This window comes from Actinomadura rugatobispora (assembly GCF_042656285.1).
GTDB classification, from domain to species: domain Bacteria; phylum Actinomycetota; class Actinomycetes; order Streptosporangiales; family Streptosporangiaceae; genus Spirillospora; species Spirillospora rugatobispora.
In genome coordinates, this window is record NZ_JBHSON010000053.1 from 109,800 (window position 1) to 125,105 (window position 15,306).

Annotated in this window: 16 protein-coding genes and 1 pseudogene; 7 read left to right on the forward strand and 10 right to left on the reverse strand. The window is 73.7% G+C overall.

Features of this window, described 5'->3' with window-relative positions:
- Window positions 1-9 precede the first annotated feature (9 nt).
- Both ACFPZN_RS32860 and ACFPZN_RS32865 read right to left on the reverse strand, forming a co-directional pair.
- Window positions 10-1,851: a substrate-binding domain-containing protein gene (locus ACFPZN_RS32860; RefSeq protein ID WP_378286181.1), complete on the reverse strand. Its 1,842-nt coding sequence runs from the start codon at window positions 1,849-1,851 to the stop codon at window positions 10-12.
- Window positions 1,852-1,953: 102 nt separating this feature from the next.
- Window positions 1,954-2,715, reverse strand: a complete 762-nt coding sequence (locus ACFPZN_RS32865; protein WP_378286182.1) for a cobalt-precorrin-6A reductase — start codon at window positions 2,713-2,715, stop codon at window positions 1,954-1,956.
- 18 nt (window positions 2,716-2,733) lie between these two features.
- Here ACFPZN_RS32865 and ACFPZN_RS32870 point away from each other — a divergent pair, with 18 nt between their 5' ends.
- The gene (locus ACFPZN_RS32870) at window positions 2,734-3,777 is read left to right on the forward strand and encodes a cobalt-precorrin-5B (C(1))-methyltransferase (RefSeq protein WP_378286183.1); all 1,044 of its coding nucleotides are present in this window, start codon (window positions 2,734-2,736) and stop codon (window positions 3,775-3,777) included.
- A 223-nt stretch (window positions 3,778-4,000) separates the two neighbouring features.
- Here the strand turns inward: ACFPZN_RS32870 and cbiT are convergent.
- Window positions 4,001-4,594, reverse strand: a pseudogene (gene cbiT / locus ACFPZN_RS32875) (precorrin-6Y C5,15-methyltransferase (decarboxylating) subunit CbiT); the annotation flags it as partial.
- A 140-nt stretch (window positions 4,595-4,734) separates the two neighbouring features.
- Here cbiT and ACFPZN_RS32880 point away from each other — a divergent pair.
- Window positions 4,735-5,646, forward strand: coding sequence for a TIGR03621 family F420-dependent LLM class oxidoreductase (locus ACFPZN_RS32880; protein WP_378286184.1), 912 nt, complete (start codon window positions 4,735-4,737; stop codon window positions 5,644-5,646).
- Window positions 5,647-5,656: 10 nt separating this feature from the next.
- Here ACFPZN_RS32880 and ACFPZN_RS32885 read toward each other — a convergent pair whose 3' ends face one another.
- Window positions 5,657-6,208 (reverse strand): YceI family protein, encoded by a 552-nt coding sequence (locus tag ACFPZN_RS32885; protein ID WP_378286185.1) that lies wholly within the window; start codon window positions 6,206-6,208, stop codon window positions 5,657-5,659.
- 102 nt (window positions 6,209-6,310) lie between these two features.
- Here ACFPZN_RS32885 and ACFPZN_RS32890 point away from each other — a divergent pair, with 102 nt between their 5' ends.
- Window positions 6,311-7,186 (forward strand): helix-turn-helix domain-containing protein, encoded by an 876-nt coding sequence (locus ACFPZN_RS32890; RefSeq protein WP_378286186.1) that lies wholly within the window; start codon window positions 6,311-6,313, stop codon window positions 7,184-7,186.
- A gap of 86 nt (window positions 7,187-7,272) precedes the next feature.
- Here ACFPZN_RS32890 and ACFPZN_RS32895 read toward each other — a convergent pair whose 3' ends face one another.
- From ACFPZN_RS32895 to ACFPZN_RS32910, 4 genes are all read right to left on the reverse strand, one after another.
- On the reverse strand, window positions 7,273-8,055 hold the full coding sequence (locus ACFPZN_RS32895) for a VOC family protein (protein ID WP_378286187.1): 783 nt from the start codon (window positions 8,053-8,055) through the stop codon (window positions 7,273-7,275).
- 249 nt (window positions 8,056-8,304) lie between these two features.
- Window positions 8,305-8,808, reverse strand: coding sequence for a GNAT family N-acetyltransferase (locus tag ACFPZN_RS32900; RefSeq protein ID WP_378286188.1), 504 nt, complete (start codon window positions 8,806-8,808; stop codon window positions 8,305-8,307).
- An 85-nt stretch (window positions 8,809-8,893) separates the two neighbouring features.
- Window positions 8,894-9,475 (reverse strand): DUF6939 family protein, encoded by a 582-nt coding sequence (locus ACFPZN_RS32905; RefSeq protein WP_378286189.1) that lies wholly within the window; start codon window positions 9,473-9,475, stop codon window positions 8,894-8,896.
- Between the two features lie 79 nt (window positions 9,476-9,554).
- Window positions 9,555-10,058 (reverse strand): mycothiol transferase, encoded by a 504-nt coding sequence (locus ACFPZN_RS32910; RefSeq protein WP_378286190.1) that lies wholly within the window; start codon window positions 10,056-10,058, stop codon window positions 9,555-9,557.
- A 130-nt stretch (window positions 10,059-10,188) separates the two neighbouring features.
- On the opposite strand from ACFPZN_RS32910, the gene ACFPZN_RS32915 reads away from it, so the two are divergent.
- Together ACFPZN_RS32915 and ACFPZN_RS32920 are read left to right on the forward strand one after the other, a co-directional pair.
- Window positions 10,189-10,707, forward strand: a complete 519-nt coding sequence (locus ACFPZN_RS32915; RefSeq protein WP_378286191.1) for a MerR family transcriptional regulator — start codon at window positions 10,189-10,191, stop codon at window positions 10,705-10,707.
- Complete coding sequence (locus tag ACFPZN_RS32920) at window positions 10,622-10,879, forward strand: thioredoxin family protein (protein WP_378286192.1); 258 nt, start codon at window positions 10,622-10,624, stop codon at window positions 10,877-10,879. The genes ACFPZN_RS32915 and ACFPZN_RS32920 overlap by 86 nt, the downstream gene beginning before the upstream one ends.
- A gap of 20 nt (window positions 10,880-10,899) precedes the next feature.
- On the opposite strand, the gene ACFPZN_RS32925 is transcribed toward ACFPZN_RS32920, so the two are convergent.
- Window positions 10,900-11,841, reverse strand: a complete 942-nt coding sequence (locus ACFPZN_RS32925; RefSeq protein WP_378286193.1) for a PaaX family transcriptional regulator — start codon at window positions 11,839-11,841, stop codon at window positions 10,900-10,902.
- 290 nt (window positions 11,842-12,131) lie between these two features.
- Between ACFPZN_RS32925 and ACFPZN_RS32930 the strand changes: the two genes are divergently transcribed.
- Together ACFPZN_RS32930 and ACFPZN_RS32935 are read left to right on the forward strand one after the other, a co-directional pair.
- On the forward strand, window positions 12,132-12,980 hold the full coding sequence (locus ACFPZN_RS32930; RefSeq protein WP_378286194.1) for a poly(ethylene terephthalate) hydrolase family protein: 849 nt from the start codon (window positions 12,132-12,134) through the stop codon (window positions 12,978-12,980).
- Window positions 12,981-13,023: 43 nt separating this feature from the next.
- The gene (locus tag ACFPZN_RS32935) at window positions 13,024-14,622 is read left to right on the forward strand and encodes a carboxylesterase/lipase family protein (RefSeq protein WP_378286195.1); all 1,599 of its coding nucleotides are present in this window, start codon (window positions 13,024-13,026) and stop codon (window positions 14,620-14,622) included.
- Between the two features lie 68 nt (window positions 14,623-14,690).
- Here ACFPZN_RS32935 and ACFPZN_RS32940 read toward each other — a convergent pair whose 3' ends face one another.
- On the reverse strand, window positions 14,691-15,296 hold the full coding sequence (locus ACFPZN_RS32940) for a response regulator transcription factor (RefSeq protein WP_378286196.1): 606 nt from the start codon (window positions 15,294-15,296) through the stop codon (window positions 14,691-14,693).
- Window positions 15,297-15,306 lie beyond the last annotated feature (10 nt).

Consider the following 15,306-nt stretch of genomic DNA (forward strand, 5'->3'; position numbering starts at 1 on the left):
CGGCCGGGCTCACTCGCCGATGCGGCGGGAGAGCGCCTGCAGGAAGATCTTGACGATCTGGTCCGGCGACTCGGCCACGTACACGCCGCCGGGCACGACCTCGGCGATCCGCCGCAGCTCCCGGGTGTCCACGTCGCGGCCCACCCCGATCATGACGATCTGCACCGGCCGGCCCGGATCGGTGATCTCCCGCAGGTCGGCCAGCGTGCGCTCCAGCGACGGGCCGCCCGGGTCGTCGTTGCCCTTGCCGTCGGTGAACAGCAGCACCGTGTTGCCGAACTCGGCCTTGTGGGTGCGGGTCATCTCCCGGTACGCCGCCGTGAGCGTCTCGAACAGCCCGGTGTCGCCCGTCGTCTTCGGCCGGACCGACCCCAGCCGGGACAGCACCGCCTGCCGCCGCGTCGCCGACCCGATCCGCTCGCCGAGCGGGCCCACCGGCACCAGCTCCCGCCAGTCCTGGTCGCCCTGCAGCTCGGTGGAGAACGCCCACACGCCGAGCTCGGTGTCGTTGGACATCATGCTGAGCCCGCCCTGCGCGGTCCGGGCGGTGGCCTGCAACCGGGTGATGCCCGGCGCGATCGGCTCGGCCATCGTCCCGGAGATGTCCAGCAGCGTCAGGATGCGGATGCCGAGCGACAGCTTCGACCAGGACTGCATGACCTGCCGGACGGCGGCGGGTTTGGGCGCGGGCAGCTCGCGCGGCCGTCCCGGGTTCACCCCGGCCGCCGCGGTGAACGAGCCGGGCGCCTTCCCGTCGGGGGAGCGGTAACCCAGCTCGCGCACGTCGGCGCGGGTGGCCTCGGACGCCATCGCGCGTTCGAGCCGGCGCGCGGCGGCCCGGCGGCCGGGATCGGCCGTCGTGATCGTGAACGGGTGGTCCAGCGAGAGCGTGCCCTCCTGCGGGTAGAGCGCCACGGCGGGCTCGGCGGGCCGGGTCCGGTTGAACGCCCACACGTCCCGTTCGGAGGCCAGCGCGATCGGCTGCCTGCCGGTCGCCGCCGGACGGAACCGGGTGAACTGCGACTCCACGGTCGGCAGCGTGCTCTCCCGCGCGGTGCGGACGATGCCGGTGAAGATCGAGTCCTTGTTGGGGTCGTTGGCCAGCAGGATGTCGGTGAGGACGAGCGCGTGCATCCCGGCGGCGACGCGGGCCGGGTCGGGGACCAGCAGCCGCACCGAACCGGGCGGGATCACCGCGTTCTTGGTGACCGCGCCGCCCGCCGTGCCCCCGGCGGCGTTGAGCAGGTTGTCCCAGGACGGGGCGGCCGTGACGCCCTGCCGGGCGAGGGAGGCGGCCAGGGTGCGGGGCAGCGCGACGACGACCGGGCTGCGCGCGACCGAGGTCCGGGTGACCTCGACCGCGCCGCCACCCGCCGGCGCGGGGGACGGGGACGGGGTGGAGCCGGGGCTCGCAGGCGTGGCGGCGGCCAGCGCCGTCCAGAGGGACGAGTCGGGGATCCACACGTCGGGCCGCCGGTCGCCGGTGCCCTGCGGGACGCTGCGTCCGGCCAGCAGCGCGGCCATCGCCCCCGGGTCCGCCTTGCGCACCACGGCCCGCGCGCAGCGCCCGCCCTCCCCGCCGGCGTCGCCGCCGGGCCGGACGTTCGTGGGGAGGCGGTCGGTGTTGAAGCGGAGGGCTGCCTTGGCCATCGCGGGCTCGATGCCGGGCGCCACGGCCACGTCCAGCGTGACCGTGTCATCGCCGGAGCATGCGGCGCCGGCGCTCGCGAACGCGTACGCGCCGATGCCGAGCAGTGTGGCGAGCGTGACCGCCCCGGCCAGGGGGACGAGCACCTCGGCCCACCTTCTCCGTCCTCCGCCGCCGTACCGGCCGTACTCGGAACCGCTCATCGCCTACCTCGTTTTCGGAGCGAGGGTAAGGCCGCCGCGTTGTATTGTGCCGCGTTTCTCCGGAATGATCCCGTCGTAATCGGGATTCGTCCGGAAAAGAGGTTAAGTCGGGTTTTGGCGGGTGTTTTGTGAAGGGCAACCCTGCCGTTCCAGCCAGGTCAGCGCCTCGTCCACCGTGCCCACCGTCGGAGCGTCCGGCGCCGGCGGCCGGTCGACCATCACCACCGGCACCCCGAGCCGCCGCGCGGCGGTCAGCTTGGCGGCCGTCATCGCACCGCCGCTGTCCTTGGTGACCAGCACGTCCACCCGGTGCTCGCGCATCAGCGCCAGCTCGCCGTCCACGCTGAACGGCCCGCGCCCCGGCACCGCCAGCGTCCGCGGCGGCAGCGGCGGCCCCGGCGGGTCCACCGAGCGCACCAGGAAGAAGCGGCGGGCGTCCCCGGCGAACGCCGCCAGATCCGTGCGGCCGACAGTGAGGAAGACCCGCTCGCCGGGAAGGCGCGCCGCGGCCTCCGCCAGGGACGGCACGCGCCGCCAGTCGTCGCCGGGCCCCTCCGTCCAGCCGGGGCGCCGCACGACCAGCAGCGGCACGCCCGCGCGCCCGGCCGCCGCGACCGCCGACGCCGTGATCGCGGACGCGAACGGGTGCGTGGCGTCGATCACCGCGCCGATCCGCTCCGCGTCCAGCCAGGCCGCCAGCCCGTCCGCGCCGCCGAACCCGCCGACCCGCGTCGCCCCCGGCGGCAGCGCGGGATCGGCGACCCGCCCCGCCAGCGAGGTGACCGCCTCGACGCCCCGTCGGCCGGCCAGCAGCCCCGCCAGCCGGCGGGCCTCACCGGTCCCGCCGAGCACCAGCACACGCACAGGGTGCATGTTAGGTGCGTGAGTTCTCTTCGGTACGGGTGGACGACCGGCGCGTGCGCCACCGCGGCGACCAAGGCGGCCCACACGGCGCTGCTGACCGGCGAGTTCCCCGACCCGGTCGAGATCACGCTGCCGCGCGGGCAGCGGCCCGCGTTCGCGCTGGCCGTGGAGGAGCTGGCGGACGGCGCCGCGACGGCCGGGATCGTCAAGGACGCCGGGGACGATCCCGACGTCACGCACGGCGCGCTGGTCCGCGCCACCGTCCGGCACGGCGCCCCCGGCACCGGCGTGGTGTTCCGGGCGGGGCCGGGCGTCGGCACCGTCACCCGTCCCGGCCTGCCGCTGGAGGTGGGCGAGCCCGCGATCAACCCGGTGCCGCGGCGGATGATGCGGGAGGTGCTCGGGGACGCCGACGCGATCGTGGAGATCTCCGTGGACGGCGGCGCGGAGCTGGCCCGCCGCACCTGGAACCCGCGGCTGGGCATCCTCGGCGGCCTGTCGATCCTCGGCACCACCGGCGTCGTCGTGCCGTACTCGTGCTCGGCCTGGATCGACAGCATCCGGCGCGGCGTGGACGTGGCCCGCGCCGCCGGGCGCGAGCACGTGGCGGGCGCGACGGGCAGCACGTCCGAGCGGGTCGTGGCCGAGCTGCACGGCCTGCCCGAGGACGCGCTGCTGGACATGGGCGACTTCGCGGGCGCGGTGCTGAAGTACCTGCGCCGCCACCCGGTCCCCCGGCTCACCGTCGCCGGCGGCATCGGCAAGATCGCCAAGCTGGCGGCCGGGCATCTGGACCTGCACTCCAAGCGCTCTCAGGTGGACTTCGCCCTGCTGGCCGGTCTGCTACAGGACGCGGGCGGCGACGCCGGGCTCGCCGCCAGGGTGCGGGAGGCCAACACCGCGCTGGACGCGCTCCGGATCTGCGCGGAGGCCGGGCTGCCGTTGGGCGACCTGGTCGCCGCCCGCGCCCGCGATGTGGCCCTGGACGTGCTGCGCGGCGCCCCGGTCGAGGTGGACGTCGTCGTCATCGACCGGGCCGGCACGATCGTAGGCCGCGCCTGAGACCCAGGGCCTTTCTCGAGGTGACCTGAGATACCGCGCGAGCGCGATGCCGCGCTCGCCAAGGCCGGGTTAGGAGCGAGCCGCCAGGCGAGCAACGTAGGCCGGGACTTTTCGACGTGACCTGAGGTACCGCGCGAGCGCGTTACCTGGCCGGTGGTGCGAAGCCGGAGGCGAGCGCCACCGGCCAGATCGCGGAGCGATGCCGCGCTCGCCAAAGGCCCGGTTAGGGGCGAGCCGCCAGGCGAGCCCCGTGGGCCGGGACTTCAAACAACACAGCCCACTGGATGACGGGCATCTGCGGGCGCCAGCCGGTGAAGCCGCCGATCGGGGCGGCCCGGTCGACCGCGATCCGGGTCAGGTCGCCGCCCAGCCTCCGATGCGCCTCCAGCACGGCCCGCTCGCCCTCCACGGTGACCGTGTTGACCACCAGCCGGCCGCCGGGACGGCGCAGCGCCGCCCAGCAGGTCTCGATCAGGCCGGGGGCGGTCACCCCGCCGCCCACGAAGATCGCGTCCGGCGGGTCGAGGCCCGCCAGGGCGTCCGGGGCGGTGCCGGTGACCACCCGCAGCGCCGGGACGCCGAGCGCCGCGGCGTTGGCGGCGGCGCGGGCGGCCCGCTCAGGGTCGGCCTCCACCGCGACCGCGCGGCACCGTGGATGGGCGCGCATCCACTCGATCGCGACGCTGCCCGCGCCCGCGCCGACGTCCCACAGCAGCTCTCCGGCGGCGGGCGCCAGCCGGGCCAGGGTGATCGCCCTGACCTCGCGCTTGGTGAGCTGGCCGTCGTGGTCGTAGGCGTCGTCCGGCAGGCCGGGGACGGCGCCGCCGTGCGCCGCCGCGCCGAGATCGCCCATGGCGCAACCGTACTCGCGGGGGTGACGCCGCGGCCGTCGTGGGGCACGGTAGGGATGCGACCAAGCGCATGCTTGGTAGTTGCTCGGTGTGGAAGGGGTTCGGGATGCGGACGTTCCGGTTCGGCGCGGTGGTCCGGCTGGCGGGCACGCGGCGGGAGTGGGTCGGCAAGGCACGGCGGCTGGAGGACGCGGGCTTCGACGTGATGCTCGTGCCCGACCACATCGTCGGGCCCCGGTTCGGCCCGATCGCGGCGATGATGGCCGCCGCCGACGCCACCACCCGGCTGCGGGTCGGCACGATGGTGTTCGCCAACGACTTCCGGCATCCCGTCCTGCTGGCCAAGGAGGCCGCCACGCTCGACGTCCTTTCGGAAGGACGCCTGGAGTTGGGCATCGGAACGGGATGGCTCGCCCAGGACTACCGCGGCGCGGGTCTCACCCTGGACGAACCACGCGTACGCCTGGGCCGCCTACGCGAAGGTCTCGCCGTCCTCAAGGGCGCCTGGGGCGAGGGGCCCTTCTCCTACGAAGGCGAGCACTACCGCGTCCACGACCTGGAACAGGAGCCCAGCCCCCTGCAACGGCCGCATCCGCCGATCCTCATCGGCGGCGGCGGCCCCACCATGCTCCGCCTGGCCGCGCGGGAGGCCGACATCGTCAACCTGACCATGCGGACGCTCCCCGACGGCTCCGGCCCGGACCCGTCCGACGGCGGCGCCGAGGCGTTCGTCCGGAAGATCGCCCTGCTGCGGGAGGCGGCCGGGCCCAGGTTCGACCGGATCGAGATCGGCACCAGCGTCATGCGGGTCGGCGACGGCGGGCCCCGCGCCGCGTGGAGCGCCGCCGACACCTCGCGTCAGGGGGACACGCCGCAGGTCCTGACCGGCGACGTCACCGCCATGGCCGACAAGCTGCGCCGCTGGCGGGACGAGCAGGGCATGTCCTACTTCGTCCTGCACCGCGAGACCGACCTCGGCGCCTTCGCCCCCGTCGTCGCCAAGCTCGCCGGCTCCTGACCGCCGGCGGTCAGCGCGGCTCGACGAACTGCACGTCGAGCGTGATCTGGACGACCTCGCCGAGGACCCCGGGCGCGAACCCGAGCCCGAAGTCGCTCCGGCGGATCTTCCCCTTCGCCTCGAACCCGGCGTGCCGCCGCCCGTCGACGGCCGACTCCTCGACCCCGCCGAACTCCACCTCCAGCGCCAGCGGCCGGGTCACCTCCCCGATGGTCAGCTCCCCGTCGAGCGTCCAGTCCTCGCCCTCGCCCTCGATCCGGGTCGAGCGGAACGCCATCCGCGGCCGCCGCTCGACGTCCAGCATGTCGGGCGCCAGCACGTGCGCGTCCCGGTCGGGGTTCCCGGTGTCGATCGAGGCGAGGTCGACGGTGGCGGTGATCGAGGACGCGTCGAGGGTCTCCCCCACGACGAGTTCGGCGTCCACGCGGGTGAACCGCCCCCGCACCTTGGAGATCCCGAGATGGCGGATGGAGAACCCGGCGGAGGAGTGGAAGGGGTCGATCTCCCAGCGTCCGGCGATGAGCGGGAGCGTCGTGTTCGTGTTCGTCGTGTTCGTCGTCATGCCGGAGACCCTGCCGACCGGCGGCGGCCGGAGGAAGGCCGCGTGAATGATGGCCCTCTCAGGGCCACGCTACGGGCGCGCGGCGCGGGTAATCTCCAGGCCGTGAGCGACAATCCGCTTGGCGAGTACCTGCGCGGCCGCCGCGAGGCCGTCACCCCCGCCGACGTGGGGCTGCCCGCCGGCACCCGCCGCCGCACGCCCGGTCTGCGCCGCGCCGAGCTGGCCACCCTCGCCGGGATCAGCGTCGAGTACCTGACCCGGCTGGAGCAGGGCCGCGACCGCAACCCGTCGGTCCAGGTCCTGGCCGCCCTCGCCGACGCGCTGCGGCTGCCCCCCGACGAGCGCTTCCTCCTGCGCCGCCTCGCCAAGGCCGCCGAGGGCGCCTCCGCGTTCCCCTGCCCGGCCTCCACGCCGCCGGTGCACACCGTCCGGCCGACCGTGCGGGCGCTGCTCGACCGGCTCGAACCCGCCCCGGCCGTCCTGCTCAACCGGCTGAGCGACGTGCTCGCCCACACCACCGGCTTCGACCACCTCGCCCGCCCGGCCGGGATCCTGGACGGGGAGCGGCCCAACCTGCTCCGCTACCTGTTCACCGACGCCCGCGCCAGGACGGTCTACCCCGACTGGGAACGCGTCGCGGACGAGCACATCGCCCGGCTCAAGAGCGAGTCCTGCCCCGACGATCCCCACCTGGTCCACCTCAACGACGACCTGACCGTCATCGCGGGCGCCCCGTTCACCCGCAGGATCGCGTCGGTGAGCCCCCTCCCGAGCCACACCGGGGACGAGCGCTTCGCGCACCCGGAGGCGGGGGAGCTGCGGCTGTCGTACGAGACGCTGTCGGTCGCCGACGGCCAGCGGCTGCTGGTCTACCTGCCCGCCGACGACGCCACCGCCGCCGCCCTCGACCGCCTGAGCGGGCTGCGTCCCGGGGCCCTCCACGCCGTGGACGCCGTCCGCGCCGTCCACGCCTCCTGACCGCTGCGGAAAAGGACTGCTCGCCATTCGGAAAGCAATTCCGGGTAAATGTGAGAACGCGGGATTCCCGCCGCCCCCCAAGGCGCTCAGGAAGGCAGCCGGATGATGGACATCGGCGCCGACGTGGTGTCCGCGAGCTCGGCGCATCGGCCATGGGGCGTATCGGCGCACGGCGCCGTCACGCCCGCCCCCAGCCGCACCGCCTCCGAGGCGCACGCGTCGCAGTCGGCGACCGCGAAACAGGGGATCCAGCGCGCCGGGACCCCGTCGTCCTCGGGCGATCCGGGGCCGCTGTGCGCCAGGCTGGCCACCGGGCGGCCCGCCATCCGCCACAGGTAGGAGGTGTCTCCGGTCACGCCCCGGAACTCGGCCGGCTCCTTCCAGCCCAGGACGTGGCCGTAGAAGTCCTGGGCGGCCTCGGTGTCACGGCAGGCCAGCTCCACCCAGCACACGGTGTTCGCCTCGTCCACGACCGTGCTGCCGTGCAGCTGGCCCGGCTCCCACAGGCCGAACCCCGCGCCCTCGGTGTCGACGGCGAGCGCCATCCGGCCCATCCGCCCCAGCGCGAGCCCGTCGACGAACACCTGCCCGCCGGCCTCGCGGATCGCCGCGGCCGTCTCCGCCACGTCGTCCACGGTGAAATAGCACGTCCAGGTGGAGGACAGCGAGTCGTCGGCGAGCGGGGTCAGCCCGGCGACCTCGGAGCCGCCGAGCGTGAAGATCTCGTACTCGCCCGTCACCGCGTCGACCAGCGTGTAGGAGTCCCAGCCGAACAGCGCGCGGTAGAACGCCCTCGACGCCCCGACGTCCGGGCTGTTCAGCTCCACCCAGCTCGGCGTCCCCGGCTCGTGCGACGTGATCTGCGGCATTGCGACCTCCTCGCCCGCGTCCCGTGCGGCTCCCTTCGGCTCCTGCCTCGCACCGGACGGCGGCCCGGTCGTGTCCTGCACCCCACCGTACGACCGGCCGTGATAAACGATCACGTTCGGGCGGGCTGATATTTCCCAAGAAATCCCCCCTACCGGAAAATTCAGTAACCCCGCCGTCGGCTTTTTATCGCGCGCTTACATCCCCGCCGAGCGCGCGGCCGATGCGCTCGCGGAATGAATTCGGGACGGTCAGAGCAGCAGCCCCATGTAGTACTCGTCGACGTCCGCCCCGTCGACCCGGAGCGCGGCACGGCGCAGCCCCTCGACCTGGAAGCCGCAGCGGGTGTAGAGCGCCAGGGCGGCCCGGTTGTGGGTCATCACGGTGAGTTCGAGGCGCCGCAGATCCCGCTCGCGCGCCTGGCGGACGGTGGCGTCCAGCAGAGCCCGGCCCACCCCCCGCCCGGTGTGCGAGGCGCGCACCCCCACCACCAGCTGCCCGCGGTGCCAGGCCCGCGCGTACGGCAGCACCGCCACCCCGACGTACCCGACCAGGCGCCGTCCCTCGGCCGCCACCACCCGGAACGACAGGCTCGGCAGCGCCTCCCGCCGCTCGCGCTCGCCGGGCTCCAGCATCATGAACCTGGTCTCGTGGTCGAGGGCCATGCGCAGCTCCAGCAGCGGGCCGTCGTCGTCCGCCCCGGCGAGCCTGATGTGCGGGCCCCGGGGCGGCCCGTCCTCGGCACTGGTGGTCATGATCCCCCGACGTCGCGGAACGGGCACCGAGCGTAGCGCGCCGCGCCTTCCGCGTGCGTGCCGTGCGCGCGACGCGGACGGGAGATCACGTCGCGGGCGCGTCCCGCGCCTTCGGGGCGTCCGCGCGCGGCCCCTCGATGTGGCGGCGGACGAGGGCGGCGTGCGACAGCGGGCTGGAGAGATCACCGACATCGCCGTTGGTGCCGTAGTCGAGCAGCACGACGTCGCCCTCGGACCCCAGACGGGCCAGCTCGGCGACCAGATCGGCCGCGCGGTGCTCCAGAACCCACCGGTAGGACGGCAGGTAGATCTCCCGGCGGGCCCGCTCGTACGGGAGCAGCTCCGCCCCGGCCAGGCCCCGGCGATGCCCCCGGACCTCCCCGTACTTGCGGACGGTCCGCTTGATCCCCTTCATCGAGGTGATCGCCAGCCTGCCGGGGTCGACGTCCTCGTCCGCGAAGACCTTGAGCGCCTGCCAGATCCCCTCCACCGACCAGGAGGTCACCCCCGGCGTGAACGGCACCGGGATGCCGCCGTGCGGGTAGAACGGGCTGAGCCGGACCCAGGGCTCCTCCGCGCGGGACGTCACGTCCACGATCAGCGCGCCCGGATGGGCGGCCTCGATCGAGGCCCGGGCCCGCCGCCGGCTCGCCACATGGATCGCCATCGGCCCACCACCTCCCTGGAAGCGCAGGCCAGGCAGTCTGCCGCACGCCACCGACATTCGGGACGCCCCAGCGAGGGGCTCAGGGCAGGAGGCCGCGGATGAAGCCGGCCTGACCGGCATGCTGCAGGTCGTCCGACACGACGCTGACGAGCCGCACCCCCAGCGTGACCGGGGGATCCCAGGACCGGTCCACGATCCGCTCCAGATCGGCGTCACCCAGGGTCTCCACATAGGCGACCGTCTGCTCGTGCACGGCGTCGTGGTAGCCGGTCAGCAACTCCCACGAGTCGACCCTGACCGCCTCCACCTGCTCGCTGGAGTGGCCGTATCCCGTCTGGGCCGGGCCGAACGGCAGCCCGAACCGTTCGTCCCACCCCTTGGCCGTCCACACCTGCGGCACCGCCGCGGCCTCGGCGATGTGGTCGTCCTGGATCCGGGTGAGATGCCACACCAGCCAGGCGATGGAGTTGGCCTCCCCGTTCACCCGGTGGGCCAGCTGCTCGGGCGTGAGGCCGCCGACGGCCCGGTGGACGATCTCCCTGATCCTGCCGAACGCGTCGACGAGCAAGTCCGCACTGGTCATTCCTCCGACGCTAGCGCGCCCCGTCCGCCGCGGGTTCACGTGATCACCAAGTTCGGAGCCGGAAGCGGCTTGACCTTGACGCCGGTGTCAAGGGGTAGCGTCGTGGACGGCCACGGATCAGGGAGGGCCGATGCGGATCGGGGAGCTCGCCGAGCGGGCCGGTGTCAGCACGCGCGCGCTGCGCTACTACGAGCAGCAGGGACTGCTCGCGGCGCGGCGCTCGAACAACGGCTACCGGCAGTACGAGGAGTCCGACCTGCGGCTCGTCCAGGAGATCCGCTCGCTGCTGGCGGCCGGCTTCACGCTGGAGGACGCCCGGCCCTTCGTCGACTGCCTGCGGGCGGGCAACGAGGCGGGGGCGGCCTGCCCGGAGTCCCGGGCCGTCTACCGGCGTCGGCTCGCCGAGATCGACGCGGAGATCCGCGCACTGGTCGGGCTGCGGGCCGAGGTGGCCGATCAGCTGGCGCGCGCCTGCCCGGGCTGCGCGCTCCTCCCGGAGGACCTGAATGATCACGTTGACCAGCGAGAACTTCGACGAGCGGGTGCTGAACGCCGACCGGCCGGTGCTGGTCGAGTTCTGGGCCGACTGGTGCCCCCCGTGCAAGATGATCGCGCCGATCCTCGAGGAGATCGCCGCCGAGTACCGTGACCGGCTCACCGTCGGCAAGATCAACGGGGACGAGCACACGGACATCGTGACGCGGTACGGCGTCATGGGCTTCCCGACCATGAACCTCTACCGGGACGGCGAGGTCGTCCACCGCATCGTGGGCGCCCGCTCCAAGCGCCGCCTCCTGGCCGAACTGGCCGACCACTTCTGAGACTCCGCGCCCAGCGCCTTTCAGGGTCCCCGGTGGGTGTGGTGGCGGACGAGGGCCGCCCGTTCGGGGGAGAACCGCGCGATGATCTGGCGGACGCGCGTCTCGGCCAGCGGGCCCAGCGAGTCGTACAGCTCGGCGAAGATCTCGTGCGCGCGGCGCCGCGGCCAGTCGGCCGGGAGCAGTTCCTCGGGCAGCAGGGGGTCGACGCCGGGGAAGTGCATCCAGTCGTACATGAGCCCCGTGCGGGAGAGCAGGGCCTCGGCCGTGCCCACGGCCCCCTCCCGCGCGCGGCCCAGCAGCGGCTCCCATTCGGCGATGAACTCGTCGTAGCCCGCGCGGATCGTTCCGAGGTCCCAGGCGTCCAAGGGGGCGGTGCCCTGGGGGACGCCCGGCGGGATCCGGGCGGTCATGACGACGTAGGTCCGTATCCCAAGCTCGGAGAGGAACCGCCCGGCCTCCTCCTCCCTTTCATGGGGTGAGACCCAGACGCCGTCGAAGAGCGGCGCGAAACCGAGCCACCGCAGCCGCGCCCGGACCGCGCGCCGGACGTTCCGCTGGTCCTCGGGCATCGAGAAGGCCACCGTGCGCCACTGCCCGTCCCAAGTGGGCGGGGCGCCGCCGAACAGGATGGCGCTGCGCGTCGCGTGGCCGAGCCTGACCTCCACCGGGGCTCGGCGGGTCACCCCATAGCCGGTGTGCCGACCCGTCCTGGACGACTCCAGCACACCCCTCCGCGCCAGCCGGTTGAGCGCCGCGCGGGCGGCGGCCGGTGAGATGCCGAACTCCCCGAGGAGCGCGACGAGCGCGGCCGACGGCAGGTGGTCGTGCAGCCCGTACCAGTAGTCGCCCAGCAGGGTGAGGAGCAGGTGCTGCGGCTGCGGGCCGCTCCGCATCCGCGGGAGGCGGATCTCCCCGTCCGGTGCGTCCTCCGGCCCGGCGGTCGTCGCGCGCGTACCCGTCACACCGCCCGAGTCTAGGACCGGGCGGGCACCGGCACCGACCGGACGTACGGCGATTCGGTGTACGTACGGCCTTCGGGCTGCCGTATGTCCAGCTGTCTGTGAGGCGTCCAAGGCCGTCTTTCAACGGATTGGTGCCGTCCCCACTCCTGCGGCCGGGCCATTGATGCCCGCCGTTCCTCTTGCGACAGTTCAACGTGCGCGCGCCCCTGAAAGTGCAATGCGACGACACGGCGGGGAGCCGACCCGCCTCCCCGCTCCTCCCCCCACCCCCACATCGAGGAGACCGCACCATGAACCTCCGACGGTTCGTCCGGCGGCTGGCCAAGGCGAGCATCGTCTTCGGGCTGGCCGGCGCGCTGCTCCACGTCCCGGTCGCGCCCGCCCACGCGGCGCCCGGCGGCACGGGCCCCTATCCCGCCGACTACGAGACCAGCCTCCGGCTCCGGGACCACACCATCTACCGGCCGAACACCATCCCCGCCGGCCTCACACTGCCGATCGTGGCCTGGGGCAACGGCGCGTGCCGTGCCGACGGCACCTGGTTCGAGAACATCCTCAAGGAGTTCGCCTCGCACGGCTTCCTGGTCATCGCCAACGGGCGGCCGGGCGGCTTCGGCCAGACCGACGCCGACATGCTCACCGAGGCCGTCGACTGGGCCATCGCCGAGAACGGCCGGGTCGGCAGCAAGTACCGCGGCAAGATCGACACCGGCAGGGTCGCGGTGATGGGGCAGTCCTGCGGCGGCATCGAGGCGTACGAGGTGTCCAGCAGGGACAGCCGGGTGACCACCACCGGCATCTTCAACAGCGGCCTCATGAGCGCCGCCGACAAGCCCATGCTGTCCCGGCTCCGCGCCCCCGTCGGCTACTTCATCGGCGGCCCGTCCGACATCGCCTACCAGAACGCCATGGACGACTGGCGGCGGCTCCCCTCCGCCCTGCCGGCCTTCATGGGCAACCTCGACGTCGGCCACTTCGCCACCTACGACCAGCCCAACGGCGGCGAGTTCGGCCGCGTCGGCTCCGCCTGGATCAAGTGGCAGCTCAAGGGCGACGCCGCGGCCAAGAGCCTGTTCGTGGGCCCGAACTGTGGCCTGTGCAGCACCGACTGGGACGTCCTGCAGAAGAACCTGAGCTGAGGAGACCGACCCTCGTCCCCCTTCCCCCAGAAAGGGAATCTGTATGACCTCCCCGTCCCCCCGCCACCCGCGCCGACGACGCAGGACGGTCGCCACGCTGATCGCCTCCCTGGCCGGGATCGCGATGTCGGCCGTGCTCGCGGTCACCCCCGTCCAGGCCACCGCCGACGTGGAACCCGTCGTGCCCACCCGCGACGGAGCCGTACGCGGCGTCTCCAACACGAACGGGACCGCCTTCCTCGGCATCCCCTACGCGGCGCCGCCCGTGGGCGCGCTGCGCTGGAAACCGCCCGCGCCGTCCGCCCCCTGGAAGGGCGTGCGGGACGGCGGCAAACCGGGCAACCCCTGCATGCAGACAGGATCGAAGACGCCCTGGGGCGACCTCGCCGGCCCCGGCACGCCCAGCGAGGACTGCCTCTATCTCAACGTGCACGTCCCGTCCAAGCGTCCCGTGAAACCGCGGCCCGTCATGGTCTGGTTCCACGGCGGCGGCTACACCATCGGCTCGGGCACCTTCTACGACGGCGGCGCCCTCGCCGAGCGCGGCGACGTCGTGGTCGTCACCCTGAACTACCGGCTGGGCGCCTTCGGCTACATGGCGCATCCGGGGCTGTCCGGCGAATCCCGCACCGGCTCCTCGGGCAACTACGGCCTGCTCGACCAGCAGGCCGCGCTGCGCTGGGTCAGGGCCAACATCGGCGCGTTCGGCGGCAACCCCGCCAACGTCACGGCGTTCGGCGAGTCCGCGGGCGGCGGCAGCGTCTGCCAGAACCTGATCTCGCCCACCGCACGGGGGCTGTTCCACCGCGCCGTGGCCCAGTCCGGCTGCGCCTTCCCGACGCCGTCGCTGCAGACCGCCGAGGCCGCCGGTGAACGCTTCGCCACCGGGCTCGGCTGCTCCGACGCGGCCTGCCTGCGCGGCAAACCCGCCGACCAGATCCAGGCCGCCGGCGCCGACCCGTCCGCGGGCCGCCTCCCCTGGACGCCCATCGAGGACGGCGTCGTGATCCGCGACCAGGTCATGGACGCCTTCCGCACCGGGGACCTTCCGCGCATCCCGGTCGTCCAGGGCACCACCCGCGACGAGGGCCGCCTCACGGTCGCGACGATGTACGACCTGGCCGGGCGCAGGCTCACCGCCGAGGAGTACCCGGCGGCCGTGCGGCGGGCCTTCCCGTCCAACGCCGAACGGGTCCTGGAGCGCTACCCGCTGCCGGAGTCCGGGACTCCGGCCGAGGCGCTCGGCGCGATCTTCACGGACGCGCAGTTCTCCTGCCCGTCGCACGCGTCCACGACCCTGCTGGCGCGGCACACCAGGGCGTACGGCTACGAGTTCAACGACCCGCACGCCATGGACTACCTCGGGCTGCCACTGAGCTTCCCGCTCGGCGCGCCGCACGGCTCGGAGCTCCGGTACGTCTTCGGCGGCGTGAGCGGGACGCCCCAGCAGAACGCGCTGTCGGACCGGATGCTGTCGTACTGGGCCACGTTCGCCCGTACCGGCGACCCGAACAGCGCGGGCGCCCCGGCCTGGCAGAGGTTCCCGCAAGTGCAGAACCTGGCCCCTGAGGGAACCGGCCCCATCACGACCTTCCCCCAGGACCACAAGTGCGACCTGTGGACCCAACCAACCGTCCCCTGAGCCGCCCCTAGCCCGCGAGGCCCGGAACCAGCCAGGTTCCGGGCCTCGCGGCCGTCCACTGGACGCTCCTACAGCCAGCCTGCCTCGTCGGCGATGCGCGCTGCGTCCACCCGGTTGCGCGCGCCCAGCTTGGTGACCGCCGACGCCAGGTAGTTCCGCACGGTGCCGTAGGACAGGTGGATCTCCGCGGCGATCTCCGCCGCCGATGCACCGGTCGCATGGCGCCGGAGGACCTCCGCCTCCCGCGGCGAGAGCGGGTTGTCGGCGGCCTCCAGCGCGGCCAGCGCCAACTCCGGGTCGATCACGCGGTGCCCCGCGGCCACCCGCCGCACCGCGTCGATCAGCTCCCGCGACGGGGCGTCCTTGACGAGGAAACCGGACACGTGCGCGGCGAGCGCGCGGCGGAGCGTGCCCGGCCCGCCCCTCCCGGTCAGGACCAGCGTGCGGCAGCGCGGCAGCCGCTCGTGCAGCTCGGCGGCGGCGGTGAGCCCGTCGGTGCCGGGCAGATCGATGTCGATCAGCGCGACGTCCGGCTCGTGCCGGAGCGCCGCGGGCAGGATGTCCGCGCCGCACGCGAGCTCGGCGACGACCTTCAGGTCGTCCTCCAGATCCAGCAGGGAGACCAGGGTGTCGCGCAGGATGCGCATGTCCTCGGCGATGAGAACCTGGATCATCTGCCCCTCC

What these genes read in the sequence shown, in the direction of transcription:
- ACFPZN_RS32860 (WP_378286181.1), bottom strand. Translation starts at nt 1,851, where the DNA reads ATGAGCGGTTCCGAGTACGGCCGGTACGGCGGCGGAGGACGGAGAAGG.
- ACFPZN_RS32880 (WP_378286184.1), top strand. Translation starts at nt 4,735, where the DNA reads ATGCGGACGTTCCGGTTCGGCGCGGTGGTCCGGCTGGCGGGCACGCGG.
- ACFPZN_RS32885 (WP_378286185.1), bottom strand. Translation starts at nt 6,208, where the DNA reads ATGACGACGAACACGACGAACACGAACACGACGCTCCCGCTCATCGCC.
- ACFPZN_RS32895 (WP_378286187.1), bottom strand. Translation starts at nt 8,055, where the DNA reads ATGCCGCAGATCACGTCGCACGAGCCGGGGACGCCGAGCTGGGTGGAG.
- ACFPZN_RS32900 (WP_378286188.1), bottom strand. Translation starts at nt 8,808, where the DNA reads ATGACCACCAGTGCCGAGGACGGGCCGCCCCGGGGCCCGCACATCAGG.
- ACFPZN_RS32905 (WP_378286189.1), bottom strand. Translation starts at nt 9,475, where the DNA reads ATGGCGATCCATGTGGCGAGCCGGCGGCGGGCCCGGGCCTCGATCGAG.
- ACFPZN_RS32910 (WP_378286190.1), bottom strand. Translation starts at nt 10,058, where the DNA reads ATGACCAGTGCGGACTTGCTCGTCGACGCGTTCGGCAGGATCAGGGAG.
- ACFPZN_RS32915 (WP_378286191.1), top strand. Translation starts at nt 10,189, where the DNA reads ATGCGGATCGGGGAGCTCGCCGAGCGGGCCGGTGTCAGCACGCGCGCG.
- ACFPZN_RS32930 (WP_378286194.1), top strand. Translation starts at nt 12,132, where the DNA reads ATGAACCTCCGACGGTTCGTCCGGCGGCTGGCCAAGGCGAGCATCGTC.
- ACFPZN_RS32935 (WP_378286195.1), top strand. Translation starts at nt 13,024, where the DNA reads ATGACCTCCCCGTCCCCCCGCCACCCGCGCCGACGACGCAGGACGGTC.
- ACFPZN_RS32940 (WP_378286196.1), bottom strand. Translation starts at nt 15,296, where the DNA reads ATGATCCAGGTTCTCATCGCCGAGGACATGCGCATCCTGCGCGACACC.